Raw genomic sequence first — 17,824 nt, forward strand, 5'->3', positions numbered from 1 at the left:
AGGGACCCGATGACCGACCACCTGTCCAGCCTGCTGCGCGCCGTGCACGACGGCGTCGACCCAGGTCCGTTCGCGCTGCTGCGCCGCGACGGCGCCGATGTCGTCGAACTGCTTCGCGGCACACCGCACCGCGCCGACCGGCTGGCGGACATCCCGCTGCCGGCTGGACCGGCGAACCAGCCGGCGACGCTGGCGGTGGTCCCGTACCGGCAGATCGCCGAACGCGGGTTCGCCCACGTCGACGACGGACTTCCACTGGAGTGCATCCGGGTGTCGGCCTACCGGCAGGTGCCGGTCGCGACGGCGGTCCGCGACCTGCCCGGCACACCGGTGGCGACCGACGGCGGCGGCTTCGACAAAACCGACGACGAGTACGCCGACCTGGTGGCCCGGGTGCTGCGGGACGAGATCGGCAACGGTGCCGGTGCCAACTTCGTGCTGCACCGCACCTACCGGGCCCGGCTGGTGGCGCCGGGCGGGTCCGCCGCCGACCGGGTAGGCCGCTCGGCGGCGCTGGTCGCCGGGCTGAGCGCGCTTCGCCGGCTGCTGCGCGACGAACGCGGGGCCTACTGGACGTTCCTGGTCTACACCGGCGAGCGGGTGCTGGTCGGCGCGACGCCGGAACGGCACGTCAGCGTCAGCGACGGACTGGCCATGATGAACCCGATCAGCGGCACTCTGCGGCATCCGCAGGGCGAACCGGATCTCGCCACCGTGCTGTCGTTCCTCGACGATCCCAAGGAAATCGAGGAGCTCTACATGGTGCTCGACGAGGAGCTCAAGATGATGGCGACGGTTGCCGAGCACGGCGGCCAGGTGATCGGCCCCTACCTGAAGCGGATGTCCCGGCTGAGCCACACCGAGTACCTGCTCGCCGGACGCAACTGCCACGACGTCCGGCAGGTGCTCCGGCAGACGATGTTCGCGCCGACCGTCACCGGCAGCCCGATCGAGAGCGCTTGCCGGGTGATCGCCCGGTACAGCCCCGGTGGACGCCGCTACTACGCCGGGGTGCTCGCACTGCTCGGCCACGACAGCGACGGCGCGCAGACGCTGGACGCCCCGATCCTGATCCGGGCCGCCGAGATCGATCTGACCGGGGAGATCCGGGTGCCGGTCGGCGCGACCCTGGTGCGTCACTCCACACCGTCCGGTGAGGTAGCCGAGACGCACGCGAAGGCGTCGGCGGTCCTTGCGTCGCTCGGGCTCGCCTCCGGATCTGTCTCCGGAGCCGCACCCGGATTGACGGTGCCGGCGGACCGGCCGGCGACCGACGGTGCCGCCAGCTGCGGAATCGGACTTCCGGCCGGGACGCCCGGCACCGGCGTCACCGCCGCGCTCGCCCACCCCGAACACCCCACCGTGGTACGCGCCTTGGCCGCCCGCAACGACCGGCTGGCCCGATTCTGGTTGGAGCAGCGGGTTCCCGGTGCGGTGGCCGAGTCCCAGTTGACCGGTCTGGACGTGCTGGTCCTGGACGCCGAGGACAGCTTCACCGGCATGCTCGCCCACCTGCTGCGGGCGCTCGGCGCGGCAGTCCGGCAGGTCCGCTGGGACCAGATCGCGACGGTCGACCCGGCCACCGCGGACGTCCTGGTCGCCGGGCCCGGCCCGGGTGACCCGACCGACCCGGCGCAGCCCCGGATGGCGGTGCTGCGCCGGGTCGTGGACGCCGCGCTGCACCGTGGGCAGCCGCTGCTCGGCATCTGTCTGGGTCATCAGGTGATGGCCGACCGGCTCGGTCTGGCGGTGACCCGCCGGCCACTGCCCAGCCAGGGACTGCAGCGGGAGATCGACTTTTTCGGTGTCCCGCGCCGGGTCGGCTTCTACTCAAGTTTCACCGCCAGCAGCGCCACCGCGAGCCTACCCACCGCGTACGGGCAGGTCCGGCTGTGCCGGGACGAGATCGACGGCGCGGTGCACGCGCTGGTCGGCCCGCGGTTCGCCGGGGTGCAGTTCCATCCCGAGTCGGTACTCAGCCCGGACGGCCTGGACGTGCTGCGGGACCTGCTGGTCGATTTGGTCGCGGTCAACCGGCGGCCAGACCGCGTTTGACCGCCGCGGCGATGTCGACCACCCGCCGGGCGGTCAGGGCGGTCGCGGTCAGCGCCGCCTCGTCCGGCGGGATCTCGCCGTTGTTGCTGGTATGGGAGGCGCCGTACGGGTTGCCGCCGACAAACTGGCTCGGCTCCACGTAGCCGGGGGTGACCACGATGCCGCCCCAGTGGTAGACGACGTTGTACAGCGACAGCAGCGTCGCCTCCTGTCCGCCGTGCGCGGTGGCGGTGGAGCAGAACCCGGAGAACACCTTGTTGACCAGGACCCCCTTGGCCCACAGCGGCCCACTGCCGTCGATGAACTGCTTCAGCTGCGCGGCCATCACCCCGTACCGGGTCGGGGTGCCGAAGATGACCGCGTCCGACCAGGCCAGATCGTCGATCTCGGCCTCCATCACGTCCTCGGTCTCCAACCGGTGCGCGTGCCAGCCGGAGTTGGACCGGATTGCCTCCTCCGGGGCGAGTTCGCGGACCTTGCGCAGCCGCACCTGCGCGCCGGCCTTCTCCGCGGCCTCCACGGCGACCTGCGCCATCTGATAGGTGGTCCCGGTGGCGCTGTAGTAGATCACCGACAGGTTGATCGGGTCGTCCATCGATAGCTCCTTCGGTTCGGCTCGGGTCTGCCCCGGTACCGCGCTACCCGTTCGTTGCGCCGGCAAACACCGGTGCCCGGCGCCGGCTCCGACGGTGCCCGCCGATCCGTCCGCCTTCGCAGGTGCGACGCTCGCGCCGCCGGTCCGCGCACAACGCTGGATCCGGGATTGTGAACGAACGGACCCTGGGCGACGCGTGAACAGGGTAGGTAGTTTTCGTTACGACTCGGTCGCCGCCGCCGCCGACCCGCTCTCCCGCCGGTACGCCCGCCGGCAGCCCGGCGGGCCCGCCGTCGATCCTCGAGGAGGTCCTGATGCGTGACCGTCAGGCGCTCGCGTTGGCGTTCGAGGTCCCGGGCCTGCCACCACTGAAGAATCAGACACTGTCCATCTTCACCGCCGGCAATCGGCAGGCAGCGCGGGTCCGTACCCTGCTGACCGCAGCGTGCGACGCGGCGCAACGCAGCGGCTGGACGCCGCTGACCGAGCCGGTTGCGCTGGAGGTCGTGGTACGCCGCCCCAGCGAGCACCAGTTCGGGCATTCGACGAACTTCCTCGGCGGCATCGGCGACGTACTGCAGGACAAGCGCCATGAGCCGGCCGGTGCCGTCGCCCACCTCGGCGTCCTCGTCGACGTGGCGCTGTTCGTCACCGACCGGCAGATCCAGCGGATCTGCTACCGCGAGGAGTACGCCGACGAGCCGTCGTACCAGGTGACAGTCGCCGCGCTCGACCAGCCCGACGGCTGAAGGCGGTTCGACGCCGTCACGCCGGCTCGACCGCGAGCGATGCCACTTCGTCGGCACAGCCCCAGCTCAGGGTCACGCCGGCACCGCCGTGTCCGTAGCAGTGGATCAGCCGGGTGATACCGGCCGGCGGCGCGGGATCGACCTCCACCCGGGCTCCGCCGTGCCGCCCGGGTCGCAGCCCGACCCGCTGGGCGAGGACCGCCGCGCCGGCCAGCTCGGGAACGAGGGCGGCGCAACGGGCCCGGATCGCCCGGCTCGTCGCCGGGTCGGGCAGTTCGCCGTCGACGCCCGGCTCGAACGTGCCGCCGAGCACGACGTCGCGCCGCCGGGGGTGCACGTAGGTGGAACCGTCGGGGTGGTACTCGTCGCGTACCGAGGTGGCGATGCCGGGATTGGCCACCAGCACCACCTGGCCACGGATCGGATGCACCGCAGGGTCGGCGGCCAACCGCCCGGCGGCCAGGCCGGTGGCGTTCACCACCACCGGCGCCAGCTGGCCCGCCTCGGCCAAATTGGACAGATCACGCTGGCGCAGCACGCCGCCGGCGGCGGCGAACCGTCGGGTGAGCCAGTCCAGGTACGGCCGCATCTCCACGGTGGGCACCGTGCACCGCCACTCGGCCACCACCCCACCGGCCGGACCGGTGCCGGCGGCCGGCACCACCGGGGTGACCGGGCAGTAACGCAGGTCGGGAACGGCCGCTGCCCACCACGGTGGATCGTCGACCGGGGCGCGCAGCAGCATCCGGGTCGGTCGCATCACCACCCCCGGGACCGGCTGCCGAGCCTGGTCGGCAAGTTCGTCGAAGGTGCGACGGGCCCAGTCGAACACCCGGGACGTGCCGTCGGTCCGGGTCGGGTACCAGACCGCGGCGGCCACCGCCGACACGGTCTGCTCGACGGGGTGGGCGGTGACCACGGTCACCCGCAGTCCCTGTTGCTGTAGCCGGACCGCACAGCTGAGCCCGATGATGCCGGCTCCGACCACCACCGCGTCAGACACCGTCTCTCCTGTCCGTCCCGTCCGCCCGGCCGGTCCGCTCCGGGCGGTACCCGTACCCGCCGGCCACATCCTGCCGGACCGGGTCACCCTCCCGTGCGACGACCCCAACCGCAGCGGTGCCCGCGCCGACCCCCAGCCGCAGCGGTCGCGGTCAGTACCTGACATCGACGGCGACGATGAACCGGTCGCCGACGCCGACCTCGGCGACCCGTACCGGCGGCGGCTGGTCCGGCCCGCCGGCCGGGTCGAGACCGAGACCGTAGGTGACCCGGCCCTCGTAGTCGCCGGCGAACCCGTAGCCACGCAGGCTGCCCAGCCGCAGCTGAGGGCGGGGCGATCGCTGGATCGACATCCGGCCGTACGCGTCGTGTGCCTGCGCGGAGACGAACCGGATCTGCAGGAAGCAGTCGCCCGCCAGGTCGACCGGCTCCCCCGTGCCGTCGAGGACGATCCGCGGTTGGTAACCGACCTCGTAGGACGGAAATCCGGACCGGAACACGAACGAGATCCGGCTGTACGCCGGGTCGGTGTCAGCGTGGTCGGTGGCCTCGATCTCCACCAGGTACGGCAGCGGCGGAGCCGGCCGGGATGCGACCGGCGGACGGACGTCGTTACGGATGACGACGGTCTGCGACGGCACCGCCCAGCCGTACCGCACCTGGTATTCGCCCGGGCCGGGGCCGGGCGGTCCGTCCGGGCCGCTGCGGCTGAGGCCCACCGCTGGCGACTCCCGCTGGTCCGCTGCCGGTCCGGGCGGTGCCAGTGTCCCGGCACCGGTTCCGTCCGGTGGCTGGCCGGTGGCGGCTCCCGTCGGTTCGGCCGTGGTGCAGCCGGCGGCGGCCAGCAGTACGGCGAGGCTGACGATCATCGGTACGCGCAGATGGGTCATACCGGACTGACGCGCGGCCGCCGATCGGGGTTTACCAGCGGCCGGATCCGGCCCGCGCCGACGGTCCGGTCAGGACCGCCACTTGATCGAGCAGCCCATGCTCGGCTGGTGCGGCTCGGGCACCGGCTGCCCGGCCAGCACCAGTTCGATCGCGGCCCGCAGCGCCGCCCCGGTGACCGGCTTGCCGTTGCCCGGGGTGGAGTCGTCGAACGCGCCCCGGTAGGCCAGGGTGCGGTCGGCGCCGTACAGAAAGAAGTCCGGAGTGCACACTGCCTGGTAGGCGCGCCCGATCTGCTGGGTGGCGTCGACGAGGTACGGGAACGTCCAGCCGGCCCGCTGGGCCTGCGCGGCGAGCTGCGCGGGGGCGTCGTCGGGGTACGCCTCGGCGTCGTTGGTGCAGATGCCGACGACGGCCAGGGTCGGGAACTCGGCGAGCACCTTGGCCAGTCCGACCTCGACGTGCTTCACGTACGGGCAGTGGTTGCAGACAAAGGCGACGAGCAGCGCCGGCGCGTCGGCGAAGTCGTCGCGGCGGACCACGTGACCGGAGACATCCGCCAGCGCGAAGTCGGGCGCGGGGGTGCCCAACGGCACCATCTCTGAGGTGACAGCCATGCCCGCCACCCTACCCGTGCGGTCGGCCAGGGCAGCGACAAGCCATCTCGAGGCGGTACGCGCATCCGTCGGGATGCGACCGCTGGCTGGTCGCCGCAATGCTGCTGGCCAGGCTGGTGCCGCCGCAACTGCCGGCGTTGCGCCCGGCGGTGGCCGACGCGCGGGCGACCCTCACCCGGCAGGTGGTCGGTCTGTGCGCGGTCGCGGTGGTGTTCGCGGTGCTGGCGCTGCTCCTCGGACCGGGAAGCGTCTGGTACGGCCCGGTGAAGGTCGCACTGCTGCTCGGCGGCGCATGGTGGGCACTGCGGAACTGGCCGGCGCCACCGCCCGGCGGTCGGGAGCATCGACGGGCGCTCCCGGGGCGCTGGTACTGGCTGGGCCCGGTGCCGGCGGTCGTCGGCTGGGCCTGGTTGGCGTACCACAGCCCGCTGGCCGGACCGTCCGACCTGTCCGGCTACCGGGCGTACGATCCGATGGTCCTGCTCGCGGCGATGCTGCTGACCTTCCTGACCGCGAGTGTGCTGGAGGAGGTCTTCTACCGGCTGCTGCTGCAGACGCGGCTGGAGGCGCTGCTCGGCCGTTGGCCGGCGATCACCGCGACCGCGCCGCTGTACGCGGCGATGCACACCCACCGGATCGGCGCCGGCCCGGTGGCCGACACGGTCGCGGTGGTGCTGATGTTCAACGGCGGACTCGGCCTGTTCCTCGGCTACCTGTGGTCGCGGTACCGCAACGTGTGGGCGATCGTCGCCGTGCACGGCGCGGTCAACTCACTCACTCTGCTGCCGCTGTTCATCGGCTGACCCGCCCGCGTTCAGTCGGGCCGTGTCGTCGCCCACACCTCGACCGCCGGGTCGAACGGATCGACGCGGCGCGCTATCGTCGATTTATTCAACGCGTGATGAAATCGATGGAGGTGGGCGCGATGGACACTGACACTGCCGACTGTGTGGTCGCCGGTGGTGGACCGGCCGGCATGATGCTCGGCCTGCTGCTGGCCCGGGCCGGCGTCCGGGTGGTCGTCTGCGAGAAGCACGACGACTTCCTGCGGGACTTCCGCGGCGACACCGTGCACCCGTCGACCCTGCGACTGCTCGACGAGCTCGGCCTCGGCGACGAGTTCGCCGCCCTGCCACAGAGCCGGATCCACGAGGTCGCCTTTCCGACCGGCGACGGCCGGCGGATCGTCATCGGGGATCTGCGCCGGCTGCGTACCCCGCACCCGTACATCGCGATGGTGCCGCAATGGGACCTGCTCAGCCTGCTGGCCAGGGCGGCTGCGGCCGAGCCGACATTCACCCTGCGGATGGGGACCGAGGTGACCGGCCTGCTGTACGACGGTGACCGGGTCGCCGGGGTGCGGCACCGGACGGCGGACGGCACGACCGGCGAGACCCGGGCGGCGCTGACCGTGGCCTGTGACGGACGCTGGTCGACCGTACGGCGGGCGGCCGGGCTACGGCCACGCGAGCTGCCGGTGCCGATCGACGCCTGGTGGTTCCGGCTGCCCCGACGGGACGCGGACGACCTGCCGGGGGTGGTGCCGGCCGCCGGCCCCGGCGCGATGCTCGTGGTGATCCCCCGAAAGAGCCACCTGCAGGTCGCCTACATCGCCCGCAAGGGGATCGACGCCGAGCTGCGGTCCCGGGGGTTGGCGGCGTTCCGCCACGGCGTGGCCGCCGTCGCACCCCGGCTCGCCGACCGACTCGACGCGCTGACCAGCATGGACGATGTCAAACACCTGGACGTACGGGTGAACCGGCTGCGCCGCTGGCACCGCGACGGCCTGCTCTGCATCGGTGACGCCGCCCACGCCATGAGCCCGGTGGGCGGGGTCGGGATCAACCTCGCCGTCGCCGACGCCGTCGCGGCGGCGACCCGGCTGGCCGGGCCGCTGCGCCGGGGCCGGGTCACCCCGGCGGAGCTGGCCACCGTGCGCGCCCGGCGGGGCATGCCGACCGTCGCGGTGCAGACCCTGCAGCAGGTGATGCACCGCACCGTGGTGCGGCCGATCCTGGAGGGTCGACGGGGCGGCCCTCCGGCACCGCTGCTGGCCCTGATGCGCCGGTTCCCGGCGGCCTCGCTACTGCCCGCCTACCTGATCGGCATCGGACCGCGTCCCGAGCACGCACCGGAGTACGCCCGCCGGCGGGTTCAGCCCGGCTGAGCCCCCCGATCGGCCCGCACCGTCAGGATCAGGTCGGCGACCAGCGCCGTCCAGCCGGTCTGGTGCCAGGCGCCCAGGCCGGCGCCGTTGTCGCCGTGGAAATACTCCGGGAAGGCGATCAGGTCCCGCCAGTCGGGGTGCTGCTGGAACTTCTCGGCGGCGCCGTAGATGGGCCGCCGGCCGTACCCGTCGCGCAGGAACAGCGAGATCAGCCGGTGCGACAGGTCGTCGGCAATCGCGTTGAGGGTGCGCTTGGAGCCGGACCGGGTCGGGTACTCGATCAGCAGGTCGTCGCCGAAGAAGGTGGCGAAGTCCCGCAACGCGCAGACCAGCAGGTAGTTGGTGGGCATCCAGATCGGGCCCCGCCAGTTGGAGTTGCCGCCGAACAACCCGCTGGCCGACTCGGCCGGCTCGTAGCCGACGGTGAAGTCCTGTCCGCCGAGGGAGACGGTGAACGGCTCGTCGAGGTGCCGCCGGGACAGGGTACGCAGCCCGTACGGGGAAAGGAACTCCTCCTCGTCGAGCATCGGGGCGAGGATCCGCACGATCTGCTCCGGGCCGACCATGGACAGCAGCCGGTGCTGCCGGCCGTCGCCGGCCAGCCGGCGGGCACCGATCACGTCGGCGTACTCCGGTTTGTTGGTCAGGAACCAACGCAGCCGGGCCGCCAGCTCCGGCAGCCGGGCCAGGGTGCCGGAGTGCAGCGTGGTGGTGGCGGCCAACGGCAGCAGGCCGACCACCGACCGTACCTTCAACGGCAGAGTGTCGCCGTCGGGCAGCCGCAGCTGGTCGTAGAAGAACGAGTCCTCCTCGTCCCACAGCCCCTGGTCGTAGGCGGCGGCGGCGATGTAGGCGAAGTGTTCCAGGAACTTGGTGGCGATGTCGGTGTAGGTGTGGTCGTGCACCGCCAGGGTCAACGCCATGTCCAGCATGTTCAGCGCGTACGTCGCCATCCAGCCGGTGCCGTCGGACTGTTCCAGCACCCCGGCCACCGGCAGCGCGGCGGACCGGTCGAACGGCCCGACGTTGTCCAGCCCGAGGAAGCCGCCCTCGAAGACGTTGTTGCCGTTGATGTCCTTGCGGTTGACCCACCAGGTGAAGTTGAGCAGCAGCTTGTGCATGATCCGGGCGAGGAACTCGAAGTCGCGCCGGCCGTCGATGTCGAACACCCGCAGCGCCGCCCAGGCGTGCACCGGCGGGTTGACGTCGGCGAACGCCCACTCGTACGCCGGGATCTGCCCGTTGGGGTGCATGTACCACTCGCGCAGCAGCAACAACAGCTGGTCCTTGGCGAACTGCGGGTCGACCCGGGCCAGCGTCGAGCAGTGGAACGCCAGGTCCCAGGCGGCGTACCAGGGATACTCCCAGGGGTCCGGCATGGAGATGACGTCGAAGCTGTTCATGTGCCACCAGGCGGCGTTGCGGCCGTGGCCGCGCCCGTCGGGCGGCGGTGGGCTGGCCGGGTCGCCGGCCAGCCACTGGGCGACGTCGAAGTGGTAGAACTGCTTGCCCCAGAGCACACCGGCGAATGCCCGGCGGGCGACGAGACGTTCGTCGTCGGTGGCGGCGGCCGGGATGACGGTGTCGTAGTAGCGGTCGGCCTCGGCGTGCCGGGCGGCCAGCGTCGCGGCGTGCCCGGCGCCGAGGTTGAGCCGGGGCGGCGGGGTGTTGCCCGGCGGCGGCGCGGTCAACGTCAGCCGCAGCCGGATCCGGTCCTCCCCGCCGGCCGGCACGTCGAGGACGTAGTACAGCGCGCCCTTGGTGCCGGTCAGCTCCGGGTTGACCGTGTCGGCGCCGTCGACGACGTGGTCGTTGATGCCGTCCTTCGGGTACGGGGTACGCGACGGCAGGCCCCAGAGCCGCTCGGCGTTGCTGTCGTTGTCGCACAGCAGCGGGGTGGGATCGCCGTCGCCCTGCAGCACCAGCTGCCCGAGCACCCAGTGGTGGCCGACCAGGCGGTCGCCGTCGCCGGTGAGCACCGGGATCTGGTCGCGGCCGGGCAGCCCCCACGCCCAGGTGTTGCGGAACCACAGGCTGGGTAGGACGTGCAGGCGGGCGTCGGTGTCGCCCCGGTTGGCCACGGTGATCTCGATGCACATGTCGGTCGGCCCCGCCTTGGCGTAGTCGACGGTTACCGCCCAGTACCGGTCGTCGTCGAAGATGCCGGTGTCGACCAGTTCATACTCGGTCTCGTCGCGGCCGCGCATACCGTTGACCGCGACGAGATCGTCGTACGGAAAGGCGGCCTGCGGATAGTGGTAGCGCCAACGCATCCAGGAGTGGGTGGGTGTGGAATCCTCGTACCACCAGTAGTCCTTCGCGTCCTCGCCGTGGTTGCCGCCGTCGCCGCCCAGGCCGAACATGCGCTCCTTGAGGATCGGGTCCTCGCCGTTCCACAGCGCCAGGCCGAAGCAGAACGTCTGCCGGTCGTCACAGACGCCGGCCATGCCATCCTCGTTCCAGCGGTACGCCCGGGATCGGGCATGATCATGCGGAAAGTAGTCCCACGCCGTACCGTGCTCGCTGTAGTCCTCCCGTACCGTTCCCCATGCCCGCTCTGACACGTAGGGCCCCCATGCCCGCCACGGTTGCTCACCCGCGTCGGCTTCCGCCAACCGGGTGCGCTCCGGATCACGATACGTCCGCCTGGAGTTGACCATGACGGTCATTCTTCCTGGGACGTGTTTCCGGCACTTGTCGGACCGTCACCTTGCCGGCACATCAGCGCCGTTTGCCGGCCCGACCGCCCAGCACCGACCGCCGTACCACCGCTCGCCCTGCCACCGCCCCAGCCCTGTCCCGCCACCGGCCCGCAGCCCGCTCTCGCCGGTCGACCAGCCATGGAGGAACATTGCTCGACATCAGCTTCGGACCGCAGGTCTGCGGCGACCTGGCCGCCGGAGCCAGCCGGGAGTGGCTGGTCACCGACGGTCGGGGCGGCTACGCGATGGGCACGGTCAGCGGTCTGCGTACCCGCCGTTACCACGGCCTGCTGGTGGTCGCCGGGGCCACCCCGGCGGCCCGGCGGGTCGGGCTGGTCAGCCTGGACCCGGCGGTAACCCTGCCGTCCGGCGCGCAGGTCCGCCTCGGCGTGCACGAATGGTCGTCCGGCGTGGTCGACCCACCCGGCCACACCCTGCTGGAGCGCTTCGACCTGACCGACGGGGTGCCGCGCTGGCGGTGGCGGATCGGCGACGTGGTGATCGAACGGGAGATCGCGATGACGCACGGCTCGCCGTGCGTGGCGGTCACCCACCGGCTGGTCAGCGGCGGACCGGTCACCCTCACCCTGGCCGCCGTCACCACCTGGCGGGACGCGCACGGCGAACGGGACGGGCAGGCTCCCCCGCCGCGGATGGACAACGTCGACGGCGGGACGGTGATCGAGGGCGCATTCCGGATACACGGCCCGGACTGGGTGCCGGCAGGCAACTGGTGGGACGGCGTGTACCACCGCGAGGAGGCGGCGCGCGGGCTGCGGGCCGAGGAGGACCTGTGGTACGCGGGCAGCTTCACCGCCACCCTCGACGGCCCCGGCGCGGTGGCCGAGGTGACCGCGTGGGCGGAGCAGCTGGAACAGGTGCCGGCCCCGGCGGCCACGATCGTCGCCGCCGCCCGGACCCGTAACCGGGCGGTGGTGGCGGCCGCGAAACCGGCCGACGCCGTCGACGCCACGCTGGCCCTGGCCGCCGACGCCTTCGTGGTGCGCACCGGCTCCGGGCCGGACGTGGTGGCCGGCTATCCGTGGTTCGGGGCGTGGTCACGGGACACGATGACGTCGTACGAGGGGCTGTTCCTGGCGACCGGGCGGGCCGACGAGGGCCGGGAGCTGCTGCGCGGCTACGCGGCGACGCTGTCCGAGGGGATGCTGGCGAACACCGCCGACACCGGGCACGTGGAGTACAACACCGTCGACGGCACCCTGTGGTTCCTGCACGCGGTGGACCGGCACGTCACCGCGACCAGCGACATCGACCTGGCGGCCGAGCTGCTGCCGGCGCTGCGCGAGGTGGTCGCGGCGCATCTGCGCGGCACCCGCTACGGCATCCGGGTCGACGAGGCCGACGGGCTGCTCACCGGCGGTGCCGGCGGTGAGGCACTGACCTGGATGGACGCCCGGGTGTACGGGGTGCCGATCACCTCCCGGGAAGGCAAGCCGGTCGAGGTGAACGCCCTGTGGGTCAACGGGCTGGCGGCGGTGAGCGAGCTGGCGCAGCTGGTGGACGGTGATCCGGGGGCGGCGACGAGCCTGTACCCGAAGGCGCAGGAGTCGTTCCGGGCCCGCTACCCGGCCCCGTCGGGATGGCTCTACGACGTGCTGGACACCCCGGCGCAGTACCCGCTGGGCGGAGATCCGCACGCCGACGACGACGCGCTGCGCCCGAACCAGCTGCTCGCCTGGTCGCTGCCGTACGCCCCGTTGGAGCCGGACCCGGCACCGTTGCGGGCGATCGGCGCGGCGCTGCTGACCCCGCTGGGTCTACGCAGCCTGGCCCCGGACTCGGCCGGCTACCTCGGGCAGCACCGGGGCGGCCCGGCCCGCCGCGACGGCGCCTACCACCAGGGCACGGTCTGGCCGTGGCTGATCGGACCGTACGTGTCGGCGGCCCGGCGCGCCGGTCTGGACGTCTCCGACGTGTTCCTCGGGCTGACCGCCCACCTGAACGAGTACGGACTCGGCTCGGTCAGCGAAACGGCCGACGGGGATCCGCCGCACGGCGCCACCGGCTGCCCGTTCCAGGCGTGGTCGGTAGCCGAACTACTCCGGGTCCGACGAGTCTGATCAGTTCCTGTTACATCAGCGCAACGCGAATGTCTTCCCTGGTTATCCCGTTGCCGGCAGTATCGTCGGCAACCCAAAGACGCGTCAGCACCCGCAATAGGTGTCTGATCGCGCATGTCCGGTGCCGATTTGAATTGAGGGGGGTCTGTCGATGTCACCTGCCGCCGACGTGATCGACATCCGCGCACCACGGTCGCAGCGGATTCTGATGCTGTCCTGGGAGTACCCACCCGTCGTGGTAGGCGGACTGGGTCGACACGTACACGCCCTCTCCGTCGCCCTGGCCAACGCCGGCCACGAGGTCACCGTCGTCACCCGCCACGCCCCCGGCGCCCCCCTCGAGGAATACGCCGACGGCGTCCGCATCATCCGCGCCGCCGAGGACCCACCCCTGTTCCCCCTGGCCACCCCCAGCCTCCTCGCCTGGACCATGGCCTTCAACCACACCCTCACCCGCGCCGCACTCCGCGCCACCCAGACCGCCGAATACGACGTCATCCACGCCCACGACTGGCTCGTCACCCACACCGCCATCACCCTCACCGAACACCTCGACATCCCCCTCGTCGCCACCATCCACGCCACCGAAGCCGGCCGCCACCAGGGCTGGCTCCCCGACGAGATGAACAAGTCCATCCACTCCATCGAACACTGGCTCGGCCACGAGTCGTGCCGGGTGATCACCTGCTCCGGCTACATGCGCTGGGAGGTAAGCCACCTGCTGGAGCTGCCGGCGTCGCGGGTGGACGTGATCGCCAACGGGGTGAACGACCGGGTGTGGCGGTCGTCGACGCGGGCGGTGGCGGCGGCCCGCGAGCGGTACGCCGCCGACGGGCCGCTGATCGGCTTCGCCGGCCGGCTGGTCTACGAAAAAGGCGTCCAGCACCTGATCGCCGCGCTGCCGTGGCTGCGGCAACGCCATCCCGGGCTGCGAGTGATCGTCGCCGGCGACGGTCCGTACCGGGGTGAGCTGCAGGCGCAGGCCGCGCGGCTCGGCGTCGCCGATCTGATCCACTTCGCCGGGTTCATGACCGAGTCGCAGCTGCCGGCGGTGCTGGGCGCGACCGACGCCACCGTGGTGCCGAGCCTCTACGAGCCGTTCGGCATGGTGGCGCTGGAGGCGGCGGCGGCGGGTGCGCCGCTGGCGGTGTCGGCCACCGGCGGACTCGCCGAGATCGTCGAGCCCGGCGTGACCGGTACGACGTTCCGGCCGCAGGATCCGCACGGGCTGGCCCAAGCGGTGCACACGCTGCTCTCCGACGAGCTGTTCGCCCGGCGGGTGGCCCGGTCGGCCCGGCAACTGGTGACCCGGCGGTACGGCTGGGCGACGATCGCGGCGCAGACCGCCGCCACGTACGCCGCCGCGGTCCGCGAAGCGCCGGGCTTCAACACCCGGCGGGCGGCCGCTCAGCTGGCCGGCGGGGCGGGCAAGCTCGTCGTGCCGGACGGCAACCTGCTCGCGGCGGTCGGCGGCGCCGTCTCGTAGGCGGCTTCGGCTGCTCATCGGCAGCGCGGTTGCTCGTCGGCAGGGTACTCGGCTGTTAGGTCACCCGGCGCAGCGAAACGGCTGATGGTCGCCACTTCTCCAGCTGATCCGGCATGGTCAGCCCACAACTACTGTATGCAGTCGTGGGCTGACGATGGGAGACGGTGATCGTGTCACCGCAGCTGATCGCAGACCGCTACCGACTCGTACGTCCGGTCGGCAGCGGCGGGATGGGACGGGTCTGGCTGGCCCGCGACGAGGTCCTGCGTCGCGACGTCGCCGTCAAGGAAGTGCTGCCCCCGGACTGGATGAACGACGCCGAACGCGAGGCACTGCGCCGCCGGACGCTGCGGGAGGCCCGCAGCGCCGCCCGACTCAACCACCCCAACGTGGTCCGCATCTACGACGTGCGGCACGTCGCCGGCTGCCCGCTGATCGTGATGGAGTACGTCCGGTCCCGTTCGCTGCACCAGGTCGTCGCCGAGGACGGCCCGCTGCCGCCGGTACGGGTCGCGGCGATCGGCCGGCGGGTGCTGGCCGCGCTGCGGGCCGCGCACGGCCACGGGGTCCTGCACCGCGACGTCAAGCCGCACAACGTGCTGATCGGCGACCGGGGCCGGGTGGTACTGACTGATTTCGGACTCGCCACCCTGGACGGCGACGGCTCGCTCACCCGGACCGGGATGGTGATCGGTTCGCCGCAGTACATCTCGCCGGAACGCGCCCGGGACGGGGTGTCCACCGTGGCGGCCGACCTGTGGTCGCTCGGCGCCACGCTGTACGCCGCCGTCCAGGGCCGTGCCCCGTACGCCCGGTCGACGCCGATGGCGACGCTGACCGCGCTGGCCACCGCGCCACCGGACCCGGCGACCCGGGCCGGGCCACTGCGGCCGGTGCTCGCCGGTCTGCTGCGCCGCGACCCGAGACGACGGCTCGACGTGGACGAGACCGACCGGATGCTGCGCCGGGTGACCGCCGGCGCCCCGCCCGGCACTACCGCCGTGACCTGGCCCCGGCTGCGCGACGTGGCCGCACGGTTACGGGTCCCCGGCGCCCTGACCCGGTAGGGTCGGCCGCGACGACCATTCACACCCTGGAGTACGCATGGACGCCTCCGCCCTCGCCAGCGCGCCCGGCCTGGGCATCTACCCTGGCGACCCGACAACGCCCCTGCTGACCTGCTATGACGACGCCACCGGCGAGCGGACCGAACTCTCCGCGACCGCGCTGGGCGCTTGGGCGGCCCGGACCGCAGCGGTGCTGCGCGACGGCTGCGGGCTGGTCGCCAGCGACCGGGCGGCGATCCTGCTGCCGCCGCACTGGCAGACCGCCGCCGTTCTGCTGGGCGCCTGGTCGATCGGGGTTTCGGTGTCGATCCGGCTGGCCGCCACCGCCGGCCTGCCGGTGATCGAGCCGGGCGGCGACGAACCGTTGGACGCGGTGTTCGCCGCCCGCGGCCGGATCGACGACTGGTTGGAGGACGTGCCCGGGGCGCGGCACCGGTTCATGCTCGACATCGGAACCCGGGCCGCGGCGGGCACCCCGCCGCCGGAGGGCTACCGGGACTTCCTCGCCGAGGCGTGCCGGTACCCCGGTCGCCCGCCGGCGTACGGGCTGGTCCGGCCGGGTGATCTGGCCAGCGTGGACGGGACCAGCTACGCCGAGTGGGGTTCGCTGGCGCTGGAGATCGCCGCGCAGCAGGACGTCACCGCCGGCGACCGGGTGCTCGTCGACGGCGGCCAGCACGAGCACCCACTGTTCTGGCTGCTCGCACCGCTCGCCGTCGGCGCGAGCGTGGTGCTCTGCGTCAACCTGGACCCGGACCGGCTCGATCCCAGGGTGGACAGCGAAGGAGTCACCCGGGTGCTCTGACCGCCGTACCGGTGTGGACGGTGCCACCACCATCTGACAGAGTTGCCTCCGCCGAGAAGTTGACCTTGGAGGAAGCTCGACCATGATGGGTCCGTCCCACGCGCTGTCCGGTGCCACCGTGTGGCTCGCCGGTTCCTGGGCGCTCGACCAGTTCGCCGGCTACGAGCAGTCGCCACTGATGATCGCGGTCGGCACCGCCGTCTGCGCCGGCGGCGCGCTCTTCCCGGACCTGGACCTGTCCGGCAAGGTCACCCGCAACCAGGGCGGCGCCACCGTCGCCCGGACCTTCGGGGTGGCGTCGCTGTTCGTCGCCGAGGTCATCGAGAAGATCTCCCTCGGCGTCTACCACGCGACGAAGCTCAGCAAGGATCCGAACCGCAAGAACGGGCACCGCACCCTCACCCACACCATTCCATTCACCGTGCTGGTCGGTTGGGGCACCACCGCGCTGTGCGCCGCGTACGGCAAGTGGGCGGTGATCGCCATCCTGTTCTTCATGATCGGCCTGGCGTTGCGGGGGCTGTTCGACGAGTGGGCCAAACGCGCCGGCTGGGTGATCGTTACCCTGCTGTCGCTCGGCGCCGCCTACTTCACCTACCTGCACCTGCCCGGTGACCGGGGCTACCCGATGCTCGGCCTGGCGATGGGGGTCGGCTGCTTCGTGCACATCCTCGGTGACCTGATCACCCGGGCCGGCGTACCGATCCTGTGGCCGATCCCGATCGGCCGGCGCATGTGGCGGATGTTCGGCCCGCCGGACCGGTACTCCATCAGGGCCGGCAGCAAGTTCGAGGTGGTCGTGCTCCGCGGTGTGTTCAGCGTCGTGTCGGTGCTGGCCATCATCGGGCTGGCCATCCCGGCGGTGCACCGGCACTTCACCGCCGGCTGAGCCCTCGGGTCACGCCGGGGTGCGCTGCACCGGCACCGCCAACCCCCACGCCGCGACCGACTCCGGGGTGTCCACCTGCCCGCCTTCGGCGACGCCGTCGCAGGAGATGTCGATCACCTCGCCGGTGTGCGCGAGCAGGTACGGCCGGGCCCCGCCGTCGGCGTTGGCCAGGGTCGCGATCGCCGCCCAGTGCCGCCGGCCGAACACCATCGGGTAGCTGCGCGTGCCGGCGTAGGTGGCGCAGACCAGCACCTCCGGGTACGGCAGCGCGGTCACCCGGCGCAGCGCGTCAGCGGTGATCCCTGGCATGTTGACCGGGAACACCACCACCGCCTCGGCGTCGCTGTCCTTCAACGCGTCCAGGCCGACCCGCAGCGACGAGCCGAGCCCGGTGCCCCAGGCCCGGTTGACCACCACGGTGGCACCGGTCAGGTCGGCGGTGTCGCGTACCTGGTCGGCGGCGGCGCCGAGGACCACCACGACCGGATCACAGCCGGTCTCCCCCACGATCCGCAACGCCCGTTCGACCAGCAGTTGGTCGCCGCGGTACAGCAGGGCCTCCGGCCCGCCGATCCGCCGACCCCCACCAGCCGCGATGATCATCCCCGCGATCCGACTCAGCTGAGCCACCCCCGCTACGTCTGCCCGGCCGGTCCAGCCCGGCCGGCGGTCACAGCGCCCGCCAAACGCTGCCCGATCCGATGGAACGCACTACGGTCCC

Annotated in this window: 14 protein-coding genes and 1 pseudogene; 9 read left to right on the forward strand and 6 right to left on the reverse strand. The window is 72.2% G+C overall.

Annotated elements, in window-relative coordinates:
- The first annotated feature begins 9 nt into the window (after positions 1 to 9).
- Entirely contained in the window at positions 10 to 2,055 is a 2,046-nt protein-coding gene (locus O7621_RS22825; RefSeq protein WP_282231153.1) for an anthranilate synthase family protein, read from the forward strand.
- Here O7621_RS22825 and wrbA read toward each other — a convergent pair.
- On the reverse strand, positions 2,030 to 2,650 hold the full coding sequence (gene wrbA / locus O7621_RS22830) for an NAD(P)H:quinone oxidoreductase (RefSeq protein ID WP_282231154.1): 621 nt from the start codon (positions 2,648 to 2,650) through the stop codon (positions 2,030 to 2,032). The two genes, O7621_RS22825 and wrbA, sit on opposite strands and share 26 nt — an antisense overlap.
- A gap of 314 nt (positions 2,651 to 2,964) precedes the next feature.
- Between wrbA and O7621_RS22835 the strand changes: the two genes are divergently transcribed.
- On the forward strand, positions 2,965 to 3,399 hold the full coding sequence (locus O7621_RS22835) for a hypothetical protein (protein ID WP_282231155.1): 435 nt from the start codon (positions 2,965 to 2,967) through the stop codon (positions 3,397 to 3,399).
- Between the two features lie 16 nt (positions 3,400 to 3,415).
- Here O7621_RS22835 and O7621_RS22840 read toward each other — a convergent pair whose 3' ends face one another.
- The 3 genes from O7621_RS22840 to O7621_RS22850 all read right to left on the reverse strand — a co-directional run bounded on the left by O7621_RS22840 (position 3,416) and on the right by O7621_RS22850 (position 5,906).
- Complete coding sequence (locus O7621_RS22840; protein WP_282231156.1) at positions 3,416 to 4,402, reverse strand: FAD-dependent oxidoreductase; 987 nt, start codon at positions 4,400 to 4,402, stop codon at positions 3,416 to 3,418.
- 151 nt (positions 4,403 to 4,553) lie between these two features.
- Positions 4,554 to 5,291 (reverse strand): hypothetical protein, encoded by a 738-nt coding sequence (locus tag O7621_RS22845; protein WP_282231157.1) that lies wholly within the window; start codon positions 5,289 to 5,291, stop codon positions 4,554 to 4,556.
- Between the two features lie 69 nt (positions 5,292 to 5,360).
- Positions 5,361 to 5,906: a thioredoxin family protein gene (locus tag O7621_RS22850; protein ID WP_282231158.1), complete on the reverse strand. Its 546-nt coding sequence runs from the start codon at positions 5,904 to 5,906 to the stop codon at positions 5,361 to 5,363.
- A 98-nt stretch (positions 5,907 to 6,004) separates the two neighbouring features.
- Here O7621_RS22850 and O7621_RS22855 point away from each other — a divergent pair, with 98 nt between their 5' ends.
- Together O7621_RS22855 and O7621_RS22860 are read left to right on the forward strand one after the other, a co-directional pair.
- Entirely contained in the window at positions 6,005 to 6,709 is a 705-nt protein-coding gene (locus tag O7621_RS22855) for a CPBP family intramembrane glutamic endopeptidase (RefSeq protein ID WP_282231159.1), read from the forward strand.
- A 122-nt stretch (positions 6,710 to 6,831) separates the two neighbouring features.
- Complete coding sequence (locus O7621_RS22860) at positions 6,832 to 8,073, forward strand: FAD-dependent oxidoreductase (protein WP_282231160.1); 1,242 nt, start codon at positions 6,832 to 6,834, stop codon at positions 8,071 to 8,073.
- Here the strand turns inward: O7621_RS22860 and O7621_RS22865 are convergent.
- Complete coding sequence (locus tag O7621_RS22865) at positions 8,061 to 10,733, reverse strand: glucosidase (RefSeq protein ID WP_282231161.1); 2,673 nt, start codon at positions 10,731 to 10,733, stop codon at positions 8,061 to 8,063. The two genes, O7621_RS22860 and O7621_RS22865, sit on opposite strands and share 13 nt — an antisense overlap.
- Before the next feature lie 191 nt (positions 10,734 to 10,924).
- Between O7621_RS22865 and O7621_RS22870 the strand changes: the two genes are divergently transcribed.
- The 5 genes and pseudogenes from O7621_RS22870 (at position 10,925) to O7621_RS22890 (ending at position 17,103) form a co-directional block, all read left to right on the forward strand.
- Positions 10,925 to 12,856 (forward strand): amylo-alpha-1,6-glucosidase, encoded by a 1,932-nt coding sequence (locus O7621_RS22870; RefSeq protein WP_282231162.1) that lies wholly within the window; start codon positions 10,925 to 10,927, stop codon positions 12,854 to 12,856.
- Positions 12,857 to 13,007: 151 nt separating this feature from the next.
- Entirely contained in the window at positions 13,008 to 14,342 is a 1,335-nt protein-coding gene (locus O7621_RS22875; RefSeq protein WP_282231163.1) for a glycosyltransferase family 4 protein, read from the forward strand.
- Between the two features lie 164 nt (positions 14,343 to 14,506).
- Positions 14,507 to 15,310, forward strand: a pseudogene (locus O7621_RS22880) (serine/threonine-protein kinase); the annotation flags it as partial.
- A gap of 136 nt (positions 15,311 to 15,446) precedes the next feature.
- Positions 15,447 to 16,214, forward strand: coding sequence for a TIGR03089 family protein (locus O7621_RS22885; RefSeq protein WP_282231164.1), 768 nt, complete (start codon positions 15,447 to 15,449; stop codon positions 16,212 to 16,214).
- Positions 16,215 to 16,296: 82 nt separating this feature from the next.
- On the forward strand, positions 16,297 to 17,103 hold the full coding sequence (locus tag O7621_RS22890) for a metal-dependent hydrolase (RefSeq protein WP_282231165.1): 807 nt from the start codon (positions 16,297 to 16,299) through the stop codon (positions 17,101 to 17,103).
- Positions 17,104 to 17,112: 9 nt separating this feature from the next.
- Here the strand turns inward: O7621_RS22890 and O7621_RS22895 are convergent, their stop codons facing one another.
- Positions 17,113 to 17,706 carry an NTP transferase domain-containing protein gene (locus O7621_RS22895; protein ID WP_278174528.1) on the reverse strand — a complete coding sequence of 198 codons (594 nt, stop codon included), beginning with the start codon at positions 17,704 to 17,706 and terminating at the stop codon, positions 17,113 to 17,115.
- Positions 17,707 to 17,824 lie beyond the last annotated feature (118 nt).

It is taken from the genome of Solwaraspora sp. WMMD937 (genome assembly GCF_029581175.1).
GTDB lineage: Bacteria > Actinomycetota > Actinomycetes > Mycobacteriales > Micromonosporaceae > Micromonospora_E.